This window comes from Brenneria goodwinii, assembly GCF_002291445.1.
Lineage (GTDB): Bacteria > Pseudomonadota > Gammaproteobacteria > Enterobacterales > Enterobacteriaceae > Brenneria > Brenneria goodwinii.
In genome coordinates this window covers 288,829-304,389 of the sequence record NZ_CP014137.1, presented here as the reverse complement: position 1 = coordinate 304,389, position 15,561 = coordinate 288,829, and the positions used below count along the sequence as shown (strand labels likewise).

Here is a 15,561-nt window from a genome sequence, read left to right as displayed (position 1 = left end):
CATAATTGAAACTTGATAAACCACACCAGATCTCATTTTTTTCTGATTAAGACCACCATGCGATACCTTGCAGGGTTATCCCGGTCAAAACGATATAGCGCAGCGCTTTTCCAATACAGATAAAAATCGCCGAACTCGCCCAAGGCATGCGCAGCCAACCCGCCAATATACACAACAAGTCGCCAACTATCGGGACCCAACTAAATAATAACGCAGTCGAACCGTAACGCTTTAACCAGCGCACAGCCAAACCATATCCCGTCTGTTGTTTTGGCGGAGGCAGCAAATGCCCGATAAAAACATTGATTAATCCACCCAGTGTATTCCCCAGCGTCGCCACCATAATCAGCAATAGGGGCCGGGCATTATCAGAAACCAGCAAAGAAACGAGCAAGACTTCCGAGCTACCAGGCAACAGCGTCGCACTCAGCAGGCTACTCCAGAAGAGAGAAAAAGCGGCCCAAAACTCACTCACAGTTTACGGACATCAACCACGGCCATTTTTGCTCGTACGGCAGCTTCAATACCAAAATCCGCGTCTTCAAACACCACGCAGTTTTCTGGCGCAACGGCTATCAGTTCAGCGCAACGTAAGAAGGTATCAGGAAACGGTTTATGATTATCTACGTCATCCGCACCGACAATTGCGTCAAAATAGTCGCGTAACCCAAGATGCTTCAAAAGTCGGTCCGCCATACTATGCGTACTCCCCGTGCCAACCGCCATCGGACGACGTCCCCGGTATGCTTTGACGACATCAATCAGCGGCAATGGCGTTACCGTATCCAGCAGCATCTCCTCCATCACGGCTGTTTTTTCGGCAGCTAACCGATGGGGATCGATATCCGCCTGATTACTGCTAATAATCTCCTGGGCGATACGCCAGGTCGGAGAACCGTTCAATGCCGACATGGCAGCGGGATCATAGCTAATCCCATACCTTGCCAGCACGCTGTTCCATGCTTTCTGATGCGTGGGTTCCGTATCGAGGATGGTGCCGTCCATATCAAAGATTAGACCCTGATAGCGATCGTACATCATGACTCCATGATCACTGAAAATAAGTGTCCTACTTTATCGCAAAGTTAAAACATTGTCGCTTATTCAATAAGCACATAAAAATCATAGTATTACTGATGCTGGTAATGTCATTTATCGAACGAGTGCCAAAAACGGAATTAATCAGCCAGGTAAAGCGGCGAACAAAAAAAGATAAACCTGGCATACCGCAAGAAAAACGGTGATATACAACGTTTAAGACGTGAACAGTGAGAACAAAAAAGGATGAAGAAGCAGAGAAAGGGAAGGAAATTATATCAGACCAGGATTGCTGCTATTCTAATTCAATATGGTGCATCCGGGAGGATGACTCGGCGAAGCCTCGCCCTGCGGGCCGTTGCTGAAGCAACGTTATCCTCCCTAGTCTTCGTTTGGCGAAACGCCGAATTATATCAGACTGGGGTTGCTACTATTCCAACTTAATATGGTGCATCCGGGAGGATTCGAACCTCCGACCGCTCGGTTCGTAGCCGAGTACTCTATCCAGCTGAGCTACGGATGCATTAGAGTGAGAAACTGTCTTAGCGAATGGCTATTAGGCGCCAGATAACGCAGGATATCAAGAATGGTGCATCCGGGAGGATGACTCGGCAAAGCCTCGCCCTGCGGGCCGTTGCTGAAGCAACATTATCCTTCCTAGTCTTCGTTTGGCGAAACGCCGAGTTATATCAGACCGGGGTTGCTACTATTCCAACTTAATATGGTGCATCCGGGAGGATTCGAACCTCCGACCGCTCGGTTCGTAGCCGAGTACTCTATCCAGCTGAGCTACGGATGCATTGATGATTCTTGGTATAACGTAGTGTTTGCTTTTCACTACCGGCACTAAAATGCCGATTAAACTTACCATTCATAATATGGTGCATCCGGGAGGATGACTCGGCAAAGCCTCGCCCTGCGGGCCGTTGCTGAAGCAATGTTATCCTCCCTGGCCATCGTTTGAAAAAAACGAATTATATCAGACCAGGATGACTGCCATTCCAACTCAATATGGTGCATCCGGGAGGATTCGAACCTCCGACCGCTCGGTTCGTAGCCGAGTACTCTATCCAGCTGAGCTACGGATGCAAAATAAATGGCGGTGAGGGAGGGATTCGAACCCTCGATGCAGCTTTTGACCGCATACTCCCTTAGCAGGGGAGCGCCTTCAGCCTCTCGGCCACCTCACCAAACCTTACCTGCGACTACCATCGGATGTTTCTTGTGGTCGTCACCGGTACTGCGTGGCGCACATATTACTTTCCCGGACTTATAAGTCAAATACTTTTTCCCAACTTATGTTCGTTTGCGCAATTCGCATCCAAGACGGGCAGATTCACAGCAAAAAGAGGATTTTATCAACAGAAAAACAGACGCTTATCTTGTCGTGAGAAAAGATAATCGAAGGAGGTAAAGCGTGTTAGCAAGCAGACAAAAAGGGGAAAACGCGGAAAAACAACAATAGCGTCTCGTTTCCGCGAGACGCCTTGCCGATCAATACGATGTCGGTTGCGATTTTTCTGCCTGGATTCGCTGATAGATCTCTTCACGGTGGACAGAAACATCTTTAGGAGCGTTAACACCTATACGCACCTGATTGCCTTTTACCCCTAGTACGGTAACCGTTACCTCATCGCCGATCATGAGGGTTTCGCCAACTCGACGAGTCAAAATAAGCATTCTTTGCTCCTTGAAAGATTATAAAGAGTCGGGTCTCTCTGTCTCCCCGTCATTATCCATCATGTGCCGTGAAAACGTAAACCTAGATGGAAGTTATAACTCTCACCATCTCACTCATTTGTTTGTCGCTACTGTTAGTTTAGTCGATATAAGTAGCTTGTGCCTTTGTTACCACAACAAGACTTGCAAGCCTATCCAACTTAATAACATCGAAGGTAGCATCGCATTCATCTTGCTTGCCGGAAGCCTTTTCGGCAAGACAAAAACGCCAAAACCAATGAAGTTATGGCGTTTTGCTAGGATAACACTCTGATTTAATATTTATAGCTTATCAGCCACCCAAGGTTCAATGCTGGCTAACGCAGCGGGTAAAGCGGCGATATCACTGCCGCCGGCCTGCGCCATATCAGGGCGCCCGCCGCCTTTACCCCCAACCTGCTGAGCAACAAAACCTATCAACTCCCCGGCTTTCACCCGGTTTGTCAGGTCTTTCGTTACCCCGGAAATAAGGCTAACCTTACCTTCCGATGTCGTTGCCAACACAATGATGGCCGAACCTAATTGGTTTTTCAGATCGTCAACCATGGTGCGAAGCATTTTGGGCTCAACATTGTCCAACTGAGTGACCAGCAGTTTGGCGCCATTGATCTCTTTCGCCTTGCCTGAAAGCGAGGAGCTTTCCTGCGCGGCCTGTTGCGCCTTCAACTGTTGGAGCTCTTTTTCCAGCATCCGGGTACGCTCAAGTACAGAACGTACCTTATCAACCAGATTATTACTATCACCTTTTAAAAGCTGTGTGACATCTTGTAAAACATCACTCTGGTGGTGCAACGCCGTCAGCGCATTTTCCCCGGTAACCGCTTCAATACGACGGATACCGGCAGCCGTACCAGACTCAGATACGATCTGGAACAGGCCAATATCCCCCGTACGGCTGGCGTGCGTGCCGCCACACAGTTCAATAGAAAAATCACCCATGGTTAATACCCGCACGTGATCTTCATACTTCTCGCCAAAGAGAGCCATCGCCCCTTTTTCTTTTGCATCAGACAGCGCCATGACATCCGTTTGTATCGCCAAGTTACGGCGAATCTGCGCATTGACGATATCTTCCACCTGACGAACCTGCTCAGGAGTCATCGCTTCAGGATGTGAAAAGTCGAAACGCAGGTAGCTATCATTGACCAGAGAACCTTTCTGAGCGACATGATCGCCCAAAACCTGACGCAACGCGGCGTGCAATAAGTGGGTGGCTGAATGGTTAAGGCGAATTCGATTACGGCGTTCGCTATCAATGATCGCGTCCACGCTATCACCCACTCGCAGCGAACCTTGAGCCAGCTGACCGACATGGCCGATGGCCTGACCGTATTTCTGCGTATCCTGCACCACGAAGCTGACGTTAGCGCCTTTTAATTCGCCCCGATCGCCAACCTGTCCACCCGACTCGCCATAAAATGGCGTTTCATCCAGAATAACAACGGCGTCCTGACCCGCATCAATCTGTTCTACCGCATTACCATTGTGATAGATCGCGATGACATGCGCCTGTTGCTGATTTTGCTCATAGCCAGAGAACGGCGTCTTCGCATCCACACGGACAAGATTGTTGTAATCGACACCAAAACCACTGGCTTCACGCGCCCGCGCCCGCTGCGCATCCATGGCCCGGTCAAATCCTTCTTCATCGACTTTCAAACCGCGTTCACGACAAACATCCGCCGTCAGATCGAGCGGGAAACCATAGGTATCATACAAACGGAAAGCGGTTTCTCCGTCCAGCGTATCCCCTTTCAGACCTTTTATTTCTTCATCCAAAAGCGCAAGACCACGCTCAAGCGTACGCGCAAACTGCTCTTCTTCCGTTTTCAGCGCTTGCTCAACCATCGCCTGCTGACTCTTCAGTTCGTCGGCGGCTGGGCCCATCACGTCAATCAGCGGAGCGACCAGCTTATAGAAGAACGTATCGGTCGCACCGAGCATATTTCCATGGCGAATCGCTCTGCGGATGATACGGCGCAGAACGTAACCCCGATTTTCATTTGACGGCATCACGCCATCAGAAATCAGGAAAGCGCAAGAACGGATATGGTCGGCAATAACACGCAGCGACTTATTGTCTAAGTCGGTCGTTCCCACCGCGTTGGCCACAGCGGCAATCAGCGTTTTGAATAAATCAATCTCGTAGTTGGAGTTCACGTGCTGCAACACCGCGGAAATACGCTCTAAGCCCATACCGGTATCAACGGAAGGTTTGGGCAGCGGCAGCAATGTCCCGTCAGCCTGACGGTTGAACTGCATAAAGACGAGGTTCCAAATCTCTATATAGCGATCGCCGTCTTCATCCGGGCTTCCCGGCGGCCCCCCCGCGATATGCTCACCGTGATCGTAGAAAATTTCGCTACAAGGACCACAAGGACCGGTATCCCCCATCTGCCAGAAGTTATCTGAAGCATAAGGAGCCCCTTTATTATCGCCGATACGGATAATACGTTCATGGGGAACGCCAATCTCGTTTGCCCAAATGTCGTAGGCTTCGTCATCGGTGGCGTATACCGTTACCCATAATTTTTCTTTCGGCAGGTTAAACCACTTGGGATCGGTCAACAGTTCCCATGCATAGTGGATAGCATCGTGCTTAAAATAATCGCCGAAGCTGAAATTACCCAACATTTCAAAGAAGGTATGATGGCGAGCGGTATAACCAACGTTTTCCAGGTCATTATGCTTGCCGCCAGCGCGTACGCAGCGCTGTGACGTCGTCGCCCGTGAATAACTGCGTTTATCCAGTCCAAGAAATACGTCTTTAAACTGGTTCATACCTGCATTGGTGAATAACAACGTTGGATCGTTATTCGGCACCAGAGAGCTGCTGGCAACAATCTGATGTCCCTTACTGTGGAAAAAATCGAGAAACGCTTGACGGATCTCAGCGGTGCTCTTGCTCATAATTGTCCTGGTATCAAGCTAGAAGAACAGATCGCGGGCAAGGTTAGTGCAGCATGCTGACGCTACCGTGCAACTCACGAACAAAAAGTGGGAATAAGATAAATTTTCTTCGATGGGAAGTAAAATCCCGTATGCATTCAATCTGAAAAATTAGCATAAATGGAATGGATTTCCTCATGGGAAAAGCCACGGTATTGCAAATATCGTTGAAGTTTTGCTTTTTCTTTCCACTCAACAGGCAGAAGATGCCCAAATTTTCTTTCTGCCGCGATTTTAGCCAGTTCATACCAGTCAATATCACATTCGTTTAATGCGGCGGTGATGGTTGCCTTATCAATACCTTTCTGGCCTAACTCTGCTTTGATGCGCTGAACGCCATAGCCTTTACGACTACGGCTGCTGATATAACGACGCGCATAGCGTTCATCATCCAACCAGCCGTGCTCAGTGCAGTAGGCAATGGCTGACTCGATTTCTTCTACGGAAGCACGCGCAGCCATTTCATCAACATCAGCGCTTTCAGTAACCGTCTTATGCAAATACGCCGCAAGCTTGCGGCGTATTTCAACTTCACTATAATCGCGGACGGAAAGCACGTTCATCGCATAACGTAATGGTTTACTCATTCACCAACTCAATGAACACCGTTGCGGTACAAATAACCCGGCCAACATTAAAACTCTTTATCGCCTTCACCTGCGGCGGCTTCGTCATAAGCTTCGCCATCAATGGCAGGAGATAACTCATTGCTCTTATGCAGCAGCATCTCACGCAGTTTCTTATCCAGTTCATCCGCAATAGCCGGATTTTCTCTCAGATAATTACATGCGTTGGCTTTACCCTGCCCAATTTTTTCACCGTTATAGCTATACCAGGCACCCGCTTTCTCAATCAGCTTATGCTTAACGCCCAGGTCGACAAGCTCGCCGTAGATGTTAATCCCCTCACCGTACAAAATCTGGAATTCCGCCTGTTTAAAAGGCGCGGCCACTTTGTTTTTCACTACCTTGACGCGGGTTTCACTACCAACGACCTCTTCGCCCTCTTTGATAGAACCGATGCGGCGAATATCCAGACGAACAGATGCATAAAACTTCAACGCATTACCACCCGTCGTCGTTTCAGGGTTACCGAACATCACACCAATCTTCATTCGAATCTGGTTAATAAAAATCAGCAATGTATTAGCCTGTTTCAGGTTACCGGCCAATTTACGCATCGCCTGGCTCATCATGCGAGCGGCCAACCCCATATGCGAATCACCGATTTCACCTTCGATTTCAGCTTTCGGCGTCAGCGCGGCGACGGAGTCGACAATAATGACATCCACCGCACCGGAGCGCGTCAGCGCATCACAGATTTCCAGCGCCTGTTCACCGGTATCTGGCTGAGAACACAGCAGGTTATCGATATCAACGCCCAGCTTCTTGGCGTAAATCGGATCCAGTGCGTGCTCCGCATCGATAAAGGCACAGGTTTTACCTTCACGCTGCGCCGCGGCAATCACCTGTAGTGTCAGCGTCGTTTTACCCGATGACTCCGGGCCATAAATCTCAACAATACGGCCCATCGGCAAACCGCCCGCCCCTAATGCGATATCAAGGGACAGGGAACCGGTTGAAATGGTTTCAACATCCATTGAGCGATCCTCGCCCAAACGCATGATAGAACCTTTACCAAATTGCTTTTCGATCTGACCCAGCGCTGCGGCCAGTGCCTTTTGCTTGTTCTCATCAATAGCCATTTCTGCTCCTGTCATACGGCGTAAAGCTGTTTCTCTACCGGCCGTTCAATCATGGATTACCGAATAATTTCCAATATTATACTGTATGTGCATACAGCATCAAGATTAATTTTGCAGAAATTCATCCAACAGCGTTTGCAACGCAAAATGGACGGACTGCAAACGCACGGTATGCCTGTCTCCGCTGAATAACGCTTTGCGGGTGAAGGCATGTCCCTGATTATCAGTAAAACCAAACCAGACCGTGCCCACCGGCTTTTCATCAGTTCCGCCATCCGGCCCGGCAATACCGCTAACAGAGACAGCGAAATCCGCTCCGGCGGCAATCAGCGCCCCCGCGGCCATTTCCTGCACCACCGCCGAACTCACGGCGCCGTGGCTAGCCAACGTATTTTCGTTCACGCTAACCAGATCTTGTTTGGCCTGATTACTGTATGTAACAAAGCCATAATCAAACCAGCCGGAACTACCTGCCACATCGGTGATAACCTTAGCCAACCATCCCCCGGTACAGGACTCTGCGCAGGTCATCTTCGCACCACGGGCCTTAAGCCGATCGCCGACCAGACCACTTAATTGTAAAATGTCGTTTTCCGTCATTGCCGCACTATCCTAATCAGGAATTGATAAGTCAGGGTAACACTTTTCCCAGGAAAAGAGGTCTTGCCATCAGATATGCGAGACCCGTTGCAGAGGAATAGATCATGTTACATAAAACCCACGCGGTCTTCCGACTTTGCTTAATGGTTAATATCGGTCACAATGATCTTAAAGATGCCACTTTGGGTCCAAAATCCATTAGGAGGAGAGTCTTGTTGCGACCGCCTTTTCTAAAAAATATTGGAGGCAGAGGCAATAGCGATTCAGACGAAATTCGTAGCAGTATCACGATTAATCGTCCTGCGGAAACGTTATTTGCACTCTGGCGTAAGCCCGAAACGTTGCCGGTTCTGATGAATCATTTCGCCACGATCGATATTCTTAACTATACCGATTCACGCTGGCGTGTTAACACGCCATTCGGCGCACTCATTGAGTGGCAGGCGCGGATTGTTGACGAGAAACCGGGCGAATATATCTACTGGCGTTCACTGGAAGGTGCCCGCATTCCCAATGAAGGCAGACTGTCGTTCAAACCCGCCCAGTCAGGCGCCGGAACCGAAGTCACGTTGATGATTCGCTTTGATCCTCCCGGCGGTCTGTTGGGGAAAAAAATCAGTCAGATGTTCGATATTTTGTCCAAAGACATGCTGACAAAAACGCTCCGTCGTTTTAAAAACCTGGCAGAAAATGACGGTTCTCACCGGGAAAACTAACATACAGTAAGACATCGCCAGACCACCCCGTGACTTATTATTAAAGAAGAGATCGACTGCTGGTCTTGTACCGTTTACAGCTAACAGAGAGATTAAATGCTGGAGTTAATTCAAACAATCGGACTTGGTTTAGTATTAATTTTACCCCTTGCCAACCCCCTGACAACGGTAGCGCTGTTTCTCGGGCTAGCGGGAAGTATGAGCTACAGCGAACGGAACAAGCAGATATTTCAGGCATCGCTGTATGTTTTCATCATTATGACCGTCGCCTTTTATGGCGGGCAACTGGTCATGAATACCTTCGGCATTTCTATTCCCGGATTGCGTATTGCTGGTGGACTGATCGTCGCTTTCATTGGTTTCCGTATGCTGTTTCCACAGCAGAAACCAGAACACGCGCCGGAAGTGGCAAGTAAAGCCGCGGAAATCAATAACAGCAATTCTTCCAGTGCGGTCAATATCGCTTTCGTTCCATTGGCAATGCCCAGTACCGCAGGACCGGGGACTATCGCGCTGATCATCAGTACGGCATCACAAGTAAAAAGCGGTGTGGATATTACGCCATGGGTGGTAGCGGTTGCTCCCGTACTGACTTTTATGTTGATCAGTCTGATCTTGTGGCTAAGTTTGAAAAGTTCAGGATTCATCATGCGAATGGTTGGGAAAAGCGGTATTGAGGCCATTTCCCGCCTGATGGGTTTTCTGTTGGTGTGTATGGGCGTTCAGTTCATCATCAATGGCACATTAGAGATTGTCGCAAAGATTCATTAATGCAGGGCATATCAGAAGAATGGACGATTAAAAATTATCTAACTCGTACACCATTGCGCACCGCCATTTTAACGGTAATCCGCTCTTTTGCTCGGAAAGAAGCGTATTTTTTAGACGTTCGCTGATGTTGCCCTCATTAAGGATATTAAATCCCATGCGGGCATAAAATGGCGCATTCCAAGGGACATTACTGAATGTCGTTAAAGTAATGGCAGAAAGAGAATATGCGTGAGCCATCGCTATGGCTTTTTCAAGTAATGCTCGGCCATGACCTTTTCCCTGTTTTTCACGACAGACCGCCAATTGCCATATGTGCAATTCATTTTCTATTACCTCAGCACTTAAAAATCCTATCGGCGCTTTTTCATTAACCAAAATCCAACAGGAACCGAGTAATATTAATTTCCGGTACAGATCGCTATGCTGTACAGAATCATCCGCTATCCACGCCAATTCGGAGATCTCTTTGAAGGCTTGATCGGCAGACATCTCAATATCTGATAGCGTATCTAAATCATCTATTCCAGCCTGGCGGATTTCAATCATCATCTTTCCATTGAGAAATTAATCATAAACCGCTAATCGATTATAGCTAATAGGCTGAAACAACGGCTGCAGATTCGCAAAGAATGCAGATGACCTATTCGTTGGAGAAATACATCGTTACGGGTTGTATCCTCATGTTATTAATAAAAATATTCCATACACTAACAAACGGTGAACAGATCACAAGATACCCCCCGCAGCATCAGCTAACTGCATCCGCATCGGCTAGGTGGATATGGGCCACTTGCTCTTCTTGACAGGTACTAAATCGAGGACGGCTCCCAGGGATAGCCACAAGCCAACCAAGGAAGAGATCTCCAGTTTCCCAAGTCGTCAGCAACAAGAACAGCTTGACAGCAATCTGACCTACATCACCCACGCTATCAGCCAACAAAAGCCCGATATTGTCAGCACCGATAGCATCAAAGAAACAGAAAAAAGTTAAATGTCTATTCAGTACCTTAGTAAATGATGGTTACCGGTAGCTCAGGCATGAGAGAAACCTTTTTATTCTGCCGCGCAAAATCAAATGTAAGAATAATTTCATGCTGTTTACCTCGGATTATTTCAATCTCATCCAACATCGCTACTGCATTCGCTGCATGTGAAAGAGCGTCATCGTCTGGAATAGTTAATTGGATGCCAGTCAATTGCTGTATGCCACAAGGATGAGAGAGCGGTTGACGTTTTTCCTCTGCTACATGATCTGGGCGGCCAGAAAAATCTAAAAAGAACCATAGCGGCTCATTGGATGAAGCCATCCCTACCTCAATCGAATATTCATCTGGCAGGTAGCTTGGCTGATAACGCCAGTGAGGAAATGGGACAGCCTCCCCCTGCTTTGTTGGGCGAAAACCGATACCAAATGGAGAATAACGACCTTCTTGATCAGTTAACCGTAGCAGAATATCAAGCGATGGAGTTGTTTTGGCAAACTGACAGATAAGTTCTTTATCATCAAGGTAAATAAATTCAAGAAAAACATTGTTAAAGAAAAATCGACGATTAGCCGTTCCTTGTCCTGGGTGGCGATTTGCGGTTCCTTCAAGAAATCCATTCTGGACAAGAAAATCAGCAATAGATGCATTATTTTTTGTACAGACAAACAAATGATCAATTTCCATTACTTGCAACCAATATTATAAATATTCAGACTCTATGATTGGAACAGATTAGATCAATAAATATAATATGTAGGGTTTATCTTTGGGCTTGGCAGTCTCTACCTGTCTGGCATTGAGCTTCATCTGGGGGTATCTCCTCTAGACCGAGCAGCGAATACCCCCATTGATACCCCCAACTCACCGTAGATTTCTGTGAACGTGAGTAGACGAGCAGAGACAACAAGTGCCGTGAAACCGCGTATTATAAGGGTTTAAAGGGTGTTTGAATAGACTTAGGGAGACGTTAAAATATTTCCGTAAAATCCAAAGCAGACGGAAGCCTTTATATCCGGGTGTGCAACAGAAATGACAGCAAAAGCTGGATATACCACTACCGGTATCACCCAGAAGCAAGCCAAATTAACACTGGGTGCCTACCCTGCAATGACACTAGCACAAGCACGGCAAGCTCATGCAGAAGCCGTTGAGTAGGTGATAAAAGGCATCGTTCCCCGTTATGTCAGGCAAAATGAAAAAAAACAGAACGAGCAAATGCTCACATTCGCTGAACTATGGAAAGACTGGCTGACATTTCGAGCCGAAACCAAACCCATTAGCGATCGCACACTGTCTGACTATAAAGGTGCATATTACCGTCATTTTGAAAAAGTGCTTGGCCGAGTTCGAGTTTGCGATCAGTCCCGAGCCATGATTTACGAGCACCTGAGATGTGTTCGTCAGAACAGTTTCCAAAGCAATCCATTGAAAACCACCCTCGGCCAGAATTGAGGCCAAAAAAACAGGGTGGCAACGCGTTCCGGATTGTTGCTGGGATCAAATAAGGCAGTGACAAGCATAGAGCCTGAGTCTCAACTTGGGAGCTTTTTTCATGGCACTTTCCGATCTAATTATCCGGCAGGCTAAAGCCAGCGGCAAAACCTGTTATCTTCCTGATTGCGATGGCCTCGGTCTGGTTGTTTCGCCGGTGGGCGGTAAGTCATGGCATTTCCGCTATTACTGGCTGGGTAAACAGAAGCGCCTCTCTGGGCCGTTATCCTGAAATCGGCTTACGCAAGGCACGCGTATTGCGCGATGAAGCTCACGAGCTGTTGGCTAAAGGCATCAACCCCTGCACCGTTCGCAAACAAAAACGGCAGGCCGAGAGTCTGGCCACCGGACATAGCTTCAAAACTTTCTATTCCCTTTGGCTTGACCATCGCAGACTCGAACTCAGAGAGGGGCGGCAAAGTACTCTGTCGCAAATCCAGCGTATTTTTTCTAAAGATGTGTTGCCCGCTCTGGGCGAGAGTTCGATCTTTGAGATCCGTCGGTCTGACCTGCTGGAAGTGATTGCCCGTATTGAACGGCGCAAGACGCTGACCATCGCGGAAAAGGTGCGTACATGGTTTAACCAGTTGTAGTAAATGGTCCTGATTATTGGGAGGAGATCAATGAATCGGAAGAAAAGCTGGGAGATTGATCGGTGGCCGGATAAGGTCGTAACATGATAGCACTTGCTGTCCGAAGTATTGTCATCATGGGATTTACCTGCAAACATCTTCTATTCGCCATAGGATTTTGGTGTATTCCGACTCACATGAAGTGGGGAACTAATACGATAAGAACGAACGTTCTAATGGTGTTCGCGGCCGTTGATAAAAAGAAGAGGTGTGTGTGGACATAATCTACGTGGGGAAGGATGTTGTAAAGCGGGAGGTCGTGCTTCAGTCGCATGGCGACGTCATCTTATTACTGTTCGATAAATGGGATGACTACGACTACAAGACATCGTTTCCAACATATTGCCGGATCAATGGCCAGATAGTCGAGCTTCCAACGGTAAAGATTCTGATCGAAGATCAAGCAACGTCTTTTAGCTACCTTGACAGCCTTGTCTCAAACGGATGGAATGGCATCTTCCCAATTCCCGAAGTGCACTACGTTTCCAATCCAGAAGATATCACCTTTTATGAGCAGATCGATGGGCACCTTAGTCTAGAAGCTGCTGTTGAAGTTGCCAAAGTTCTCCGTGACGCAAGTTACATGGTACACATCGCCGAAGACGAAGATAGCCTTGAGTTGGTACAAACCGAGGGATTCAGGAAGTCGCTCCAGCGCGAACGTGGTTCGGTCAAGGCATTTCTCGACGGCTGGCGTTTTCTAAGCCGTCAGGGGATCAGCATCGGAAACTTGACGTTTCGCTTCCGTACTTCGGCTGGAGATATCCAGCCGTTGAAGTTGAACTTCGCGGCAGATACTCCTTTGCCTCACGACATTAATGTTCTGATCGGTCCTAACGGTGTGGGGAAGTCGCGAGCCTTGATTCAGCTCGTCGAGGATTGGCTCAGACTGGATCTGGACGAGAAGGTTGAAACCGGTTTCGAGGTAGATCCCAATATCAACCAGATGGTGGTGGTTTCCTATAGTCCTTTCGAACTGTTTCCGTTGGACAGTGAGGCCACGGACAAGAAGGCCGGAGCTGAGCGAAAGGACCATGGCGTCTATCGATACTTCGGTTTGCGCACTTACGAAACCAGAAAGGACGAAGCGGGAAATGAGTATCGAGTGGTAAGGCTATCTAGGCGTTGGCCGAATCAGAACGCAGCCTGTTCGTTGATATCTTGCCTTGAGGACGATCGGAAATATGGTGCGATCAAGAGTTGGTCCGCCAAGATCAAAACACTGTATTCTGTGCTCGGCATTGCTATTGATTTTGACGAGCTCGCTGTTGGGGTTTCCGGCTATGGAGATAAAAAGCAGTTGTTCGATGGCGAGTTGCTGTTTAATGGCGCGATTGTCGTGGTCGACAATCGCGTTGACGGCGATGGATTGCCGGATGCCTACATTCCGATCAGGGTATCTAGGTTGGATGAACCCAATACGAAAAAGCTGTGCGAGTTTCTTCACCATCAGTCCGGGATTGTCTTCCTTAAGGGGGGCCGTCCAGTGGCGTTGAGTTCAGGGCAGCGGCTATTTTCATACATCGTAGCGAATATCGTGGGAGCGATGCGCCGTAACAGCCTCGTATTGATCGATGAACCCGAACTGTTTCTACATCCGACGCTTGAGATCGCCTTCATCCAGATGCTAAAAGAGATCCTGGAGAACTATGGGTCGAAGGCGTTGCTGGCCACGCATTCATTGGTCACGGTACGCGAGCTACCGCGGGATTGTGTCCATGTATTCGAACGTACCGAGGATGGGGTGTTTATCAAACATCCGCCGTTCGAAACTTTCGGCGGTGATATCCAGCGGATTTCGTCCTATGTATTTGGCGATAAGTCCGTATCTAAGCCGTTCGAGGCTTGGTTGCAAAAGAAGTTGGAGGAGTACGGCTCGGCTGAGGCGCTCATTCGGGCTTTGGGAGACAACATCAATGAAGAGATGTTGATCCAAATTCATGCCATGGCTGAGGGAAAATGGTGATCCGACTTGACAGACCGAATTTGGGGTTGAGTGACCTAGAGTTGATCGACCGTGTAGTGGCAGAGCGGAAAGGAGGGATTCACCGTGATTACTTTCTCAGGATTCGGGATGGTTGGCGAGAACGGGTGGCCCGCTACATTGAGGTCGGGGGTGATCCGGACCGTGTTGGTCAGTGGGCCGAGATGGCGGATGTGGCGGTCCATGGGCGGTTCAACAATCTCTATTTATATCCGTCAGAACAATCTATTCAGAAGCCACTTTTGGAAACGTTGCGGAATCGTGAATTGGACTATTGCCCAGCGTGCGGTGAGGATGGAACACCGAACACGCTGGATCACTACCTGCCAAAGGACCTATTCCCTGAATTCTCGATTACTCTGGTTAACCTTTCCCCCATGTGTGACATTTGTCAGGGTAAAAAAGGTACCGAAACCGTAGATGACGAGGGAAGACGTCTCTTCCTTCATCCTTATTTTGATGATTTCCTTGATCGGCAAATCCTGAGGTTGGAGGTCGGTGTGCCTTTCAATGCGCCGGTTTCGATCGCGCTTTCTCCACACCCTGATATTCACAGAGACCTGCAAGACCTGGTCACTCGGCATCTTCAGGGATTAGACATTCAATCCCGCTACTATCGCTACTTCCAAAAGGCTTACATTCGGTTGCTGCGTCTGGTGCGAAAGATGCGGGAAAAAGATCTGGATGTCAGGGTTCAGATCGAGCAATTCCGAGATCTAGCGCTCGAAAAGTCGATCAATTCCTGGGGACACATTTTCTATGAAGGTGTGCAGCATAATGAGCAATTGATGGAATACTTGTCCAAGGAGGATTTGCCAACGCTGTAGGATGATAATTTCAGATTCGTCGGGTAATCGGTGCATGTATGTGCTGGTACAGCGGAAAGATTGTCGTGTAAGTCCCAATTGAGAGCTTACCAAGTGCGTCTTTATCCAGAGGTCATTACTAATTGGTGGTGAACTCACTATTA

17 protein-coding genes, 4 tRNA genes and 1 pseudogene are annotated in these 15,561 nt (G+C 48.3%); 8 read left to right on the top strand and 14 right to left on the bottom strand.

Annotated features, from left to right (window positions below; translation table 11 throughout):
- Positions 1-46 precede the first annotated feature (46 nt).
- From ACN28R_RS01425 to pncC, 11 genes are all read right to left on the bottom strand, one after another.
- The gene (locus tag ACN28R_RS01425) at positions 47-475 is read right to left on the bottom strand and encodes a YqaA family protein (protein WP_048637757.1); all 429 of its coding nucleotides are present in this window, start codon (positions 473-475) and stop codon (positions 47-49) included.
- Positions 472-1,038 carry a fructose-1-phosphate/6-phosphogluconate phosphatase gene (gene yqaB / locus ACN28R_RS01420; protein ID WP_095833370.1) on the bottom strand — a complete coding sequence of 189 codons (567 nt, stop codon included), beginning with the start codon at positions 1,036-1,038 and terminating at the stop codon, positions 472-474. Before yqaB ends, ACN28R_RS01425 begins: the two co-directional genes overlap by 4 nt.
- A gap of 446 nt (positions 1,039-1,484) precedes the next feature.
- Positions 1,485-1,561: transfer RNA gene (locus ACN28R_RS01415), tRNA-Arg, on the bottom strand.
- A gap of 199 nt (positions 1,562-1,760) precedes the next feature.
- Positions 1,761-1,837: transfer RNA gene (locus tag ACN28R_RS01410), tRNA-Arg, on the bottom strand.
- Positions 1,838-2,050: 213 nt separating this feature from the next.
- Positions 2,051-2,127: transfer RNA gene (locus ACN28R_RS01405), tRNA-Arg, on the bottom strand.
- 8 nt (positions 2,128-2,135) lie between these two features.
- Positions 2,136-2,228 (bottom strand) — tRNA-Ser (locus ACN28R_RS01400).
- 304 nt (positions 2,229-2,532) lie between these two features.
- Positions 2,533-2,718 carry a carbon storage regulator CsrA gene (gene csrA / locus ACN28R_RS01395; protein WP_048637755.1) on the bottom strand — a complete coding sequence of 62 codons (186 nt, stop codon included), beginning with the start codon at positions 2,716-2,718 and terminating at the stop codon, positions 2,533-2,535.
- 321 nt (positions 2,719-3,039) lie between these two features.
- Positions 3,040-5,667, bottom strand: coding sequence for an alanine--tRNA ligase (gene alaS / locus ACN28R_RS01390; RefSeq protein WP_048637754.1), 2,628 nt, complete (start codon positions 5,665-5,667; stop codon positions 3,040-3,042).
- A gap of 137 nt (positions 5,668-5,804) precedes the next feature.
- A complete protein-coding gene (gene recX, locus ACN28R_RS01385; RefSeq protein WP_095833368.1) occupies positions 5,805-6,293 on the bottom strand; it encodes a recombination regulator RecX in 489 nt (162 codons plus the stop codon).
- A gap of 47 nt (positions 6,294-6,340) precedes the next feature.
- Complete coding sequence (gene recA / locus ACN28R_RS01380; RefSeq protein WP_095833367.1) at positions 6,341-7,411, bottom strand: recombinase RecA; 1,071 nt, start codon at positions 7,409-7,411, stop codon at positions 6,341-6,343.
- Between the two features lie 105 nt (positions 7,412-7,516).
- Complete coding sequence (gene pncC, locus ACN28R_RS01375; protein WP_048637751.1) at positions 7,517-8,011, bottom strand: nicotinamide-nucleotide amidase; 495 nt, start codon at positions 8,009-8,011, stop codon at positions 7,517-7,519.
- A 215-nt stretch (positions 8,012-8,226) separates the two neighbouring features.
- On the opposite strand from pncC, the gene ACN28R_RS01370 reads away from it, so the two are divergent.
- Together ACN28R_RS01370 and ACN28R_RS01365 are read left to right on the top strand one after the other, a co-directional pair.
- Complete coding sequence (locus ACN28R_RS01370) at positions 8,227-8,727, top strand: SRPBCC family protein (RefSeq protein ID WP_095833366.1); 501 nt, start codon at positions 8,227-8,229, stop codon at positions 8,725-8,727.
- Between the two features lie 96 nt (positions 8,728-8,823).
- Positions 8,824-9,498, top strand: coding sequence for a MarC family NAAT transporter (locus tag ACN28R_RS01365; RefSeq protein WP_048637749.1), 675 nt, complete (start codon positions 8,824-8,826; stop codon positions 9,496-9,498).
- Between the two features lie 27 nt (positions 9,499-9,525).
- Here the strand turns inward: ACN28R_RS01365 and ACN28R_RS01360 are convergent, their stop codons facing one another.
- Positions 9,526-10,044: a GNAT family N-acetyltransferase gene (locus ACN28R_RS01360; RefSeq protein ID WP_072065844.1), complete on the bottom strand. Its 519-nt coding sequence runs from the start codon at positions 10,042-10,044 to the stop codon at positions 9,526-9,528.
- Between the two features lie 235 nt (positions 10,045-10,279).
- On the opposite strand from ACN28R_RS01360, the gene ACN28R_RS01355 reads away from it, so the two are divergent.
- The gene (locus ACN28R_RS01355; protein ID WP_048637747.1) at positions 10,280-10,489 is read left to right on the top strand and encodes a hypothetical protein; all 210 of its coding nucleotides are present in this window, start codon (positions 10,280-10,282) and stop codon (positions 10,487-10,489) included.
- A 16-nt stretch (positions 10,490-10,505) separates the two neighbouring features.
- Here the strand turns inward: ACN28R_RS01355 and ACN28R_RS01350 are convergent, their stop codons facing one another.
- Positions 10,506-11,168: a VOC family protein gene (locus ACN28R_RS01350; protein WP_048637746.1), complete on the bottom strand. Its 663-nt coding sequence runs from the start codon at positions 11,166-11,168 to the stop codon at positions 10,506-10,508.
- Positions 11,169-11,219: 51 nt separating this feature from the next.
- Positions 11,220-11,291, bottom strand: a pseudogene (locus ACN28R_RS01345) (DUF4102 domain-containing protein); the annotation flags it as partial.
- Between the two features lie 222 nt (positions 11,292-11,513).
- Here ACN28R_RS01345 and ACN28R_RS01340 point away from each other — a divergent pair.
- The 5 genes from ACN28R_RS01340 to ACN28R_RS01325 all read left to right on the top strand — a co-directional run bounded on the left by ACN28R_RS01340 (position 11,514) and on the right by ACN28R_RS01325 (position 15,418).
- Positions 11,514-11,639 (top strand): integrase arm-type DNA-binding domain-containing protein, encoded by a 126-nt coding sequence (locus ACN28R_RS01340; protein WP_331456938.1) that lies wholly within the window; start codon positions 11,514-11,516, stop codon positions 11,637-11,639.
- A 397-nt stretch (positions 11,640-12,036) separates the two neighbouring features.
- Positions 12,037-12,207 carry an Arm DNA-binding domain-containing protein gene (locus tag ACN28R_RS23855; RefSeq protein ID WP_335634602.1) on the top strand — a complete coding sequence of 57 codons (171 nt, stop codon included), beginning with the start codon at positions 12,037-12,039 and terminating at the stop codon, positions 12,205-12,207.
- A 25-nt stretch (positions 12,208-12,232) separates the two neighbouring features.
- On the top strand, positions 12,233-12,568 hold the full coding sequence (locus tag ACN28R_RS23850) for a phage integrase central domain-containing protein (RefSeq protein WP_472297956.1): 336 nt from the start codon (positions 12,233-12,235) through the stop codon (positions 12,566-12,568).
- A 253-nt stretch (positions 12,569-12,821) separates the two neighbouring features.
- Complete coding sequence (locus tag ACN28R_RS01330) at positions 12,822-14,573, top strand: ATP-binding protein (RefSeq protein ID WP_095833365.1); 1,752 nt, start codon at positions 12,822-12,824, stop codon at positions 14,571-14,573.
- A gap of 41 nt (positions 14,574-14,614) precedes the next feature.
- A complete protein-coding gene (locus ACN28R_RS01325) occupies positions 14,615-15,418 on the top strand; it encodes a hypothetical protein (protein WP_222103762.1) in 804 nt (267 codons plus the stop codon).
- Positions 15,419-15,561 lie beyond the last annotated feature (143 nt).

What these genes read in the sequence shown, in the direction of transcription:
- ACN28R_RS01365 (WP_048637749.1), top strand. Translation starts at nt 8,824, where the DNA reads ATGCTGGAGTTAATTCAAACAATCGGACTTGGTTTAGTATTAATTTTA.
- yqaB (WP_095833370.1), bottom strand. Translation starts at nt 1,038, where the DNA reads ATGTACGATCGCTATCAGGGTCTAATCTTTGATATGGACGGCACCATC.
- recA (WP_095833367.1), bottom strand. Translation starts at nt 7,411, where the DNA reads ATGGCTATTGATGAGAACAAGCAAAAGGCACTGGCCGCAGCGCTGGGT.
- csrA (WP_048637755.1), bottom strand. Translation starts at nt 2,718, where the DNA reads ATGCTTATTTTGACTCGTCGAGTTGGCGAAACCCTCATGATCGGCGAT.
- ACN28R_RS01350 (WP_048637746.1), bottom strand. Translation starts at nt 11,168, where the DNA reads ATGGAAATTGATCATTTGTTTGTCTGTACAAAAAATAATGCATCTATT.
- ACN28R_RS01340 (WP_331456938.1), top strand. Translation starts at nt 11,514, where the DNA reads ATGACAGCAAAAGCTGGATATACCACTACCGGTATCACCCAGAAGCAA.
- ACN28R_RS01360 (WP_072065844.1), bottom strand. Translation starts at nt 10,044, where the DNA reads ATGATTGAAATCCGCCAGGCTGGAATAGATGATTTAGATACGCTATCA.
- alaS (WP_048637754.1), bottom strand. Translation starts at nt 5,667, where the DNA reads ATGAGCAAGAGCACCGCTGAGATCCGTCAAGCGTTTCTCGATTTTTTC.
- ACN28R_RS01355 (WP_048637747.1), top strand. Translation starts at nt 10,280, where the DNA reads ATGGGCCACTTGCTCTTCTTGACAGGTACTAAATCGAGGACGGCTCCC.
- recX (WP_095833368.1), bottom strand. Translation starts at nt 6,293, where the DNA reads ATGAGTAAACCATTACGTTATGCGATGAACGTGCTTTCCGTCCGCGAT.
- ACN28R_RS23855 (WP_335634602.1), top strand. Translation starts at nt 12,037, where the DNA reads ATGGCACTTTCCGATCTAATTATCCGGCAGGCTAAAGCCAGCGGCAAA.
- pncC (WP_048637751.1), bottom strand. Translation starts at nt 8,011, where the DNA reads ATGACGGAAAACGACATTTTACAATTAAGTGGTCTGGTCGGCGATCGG.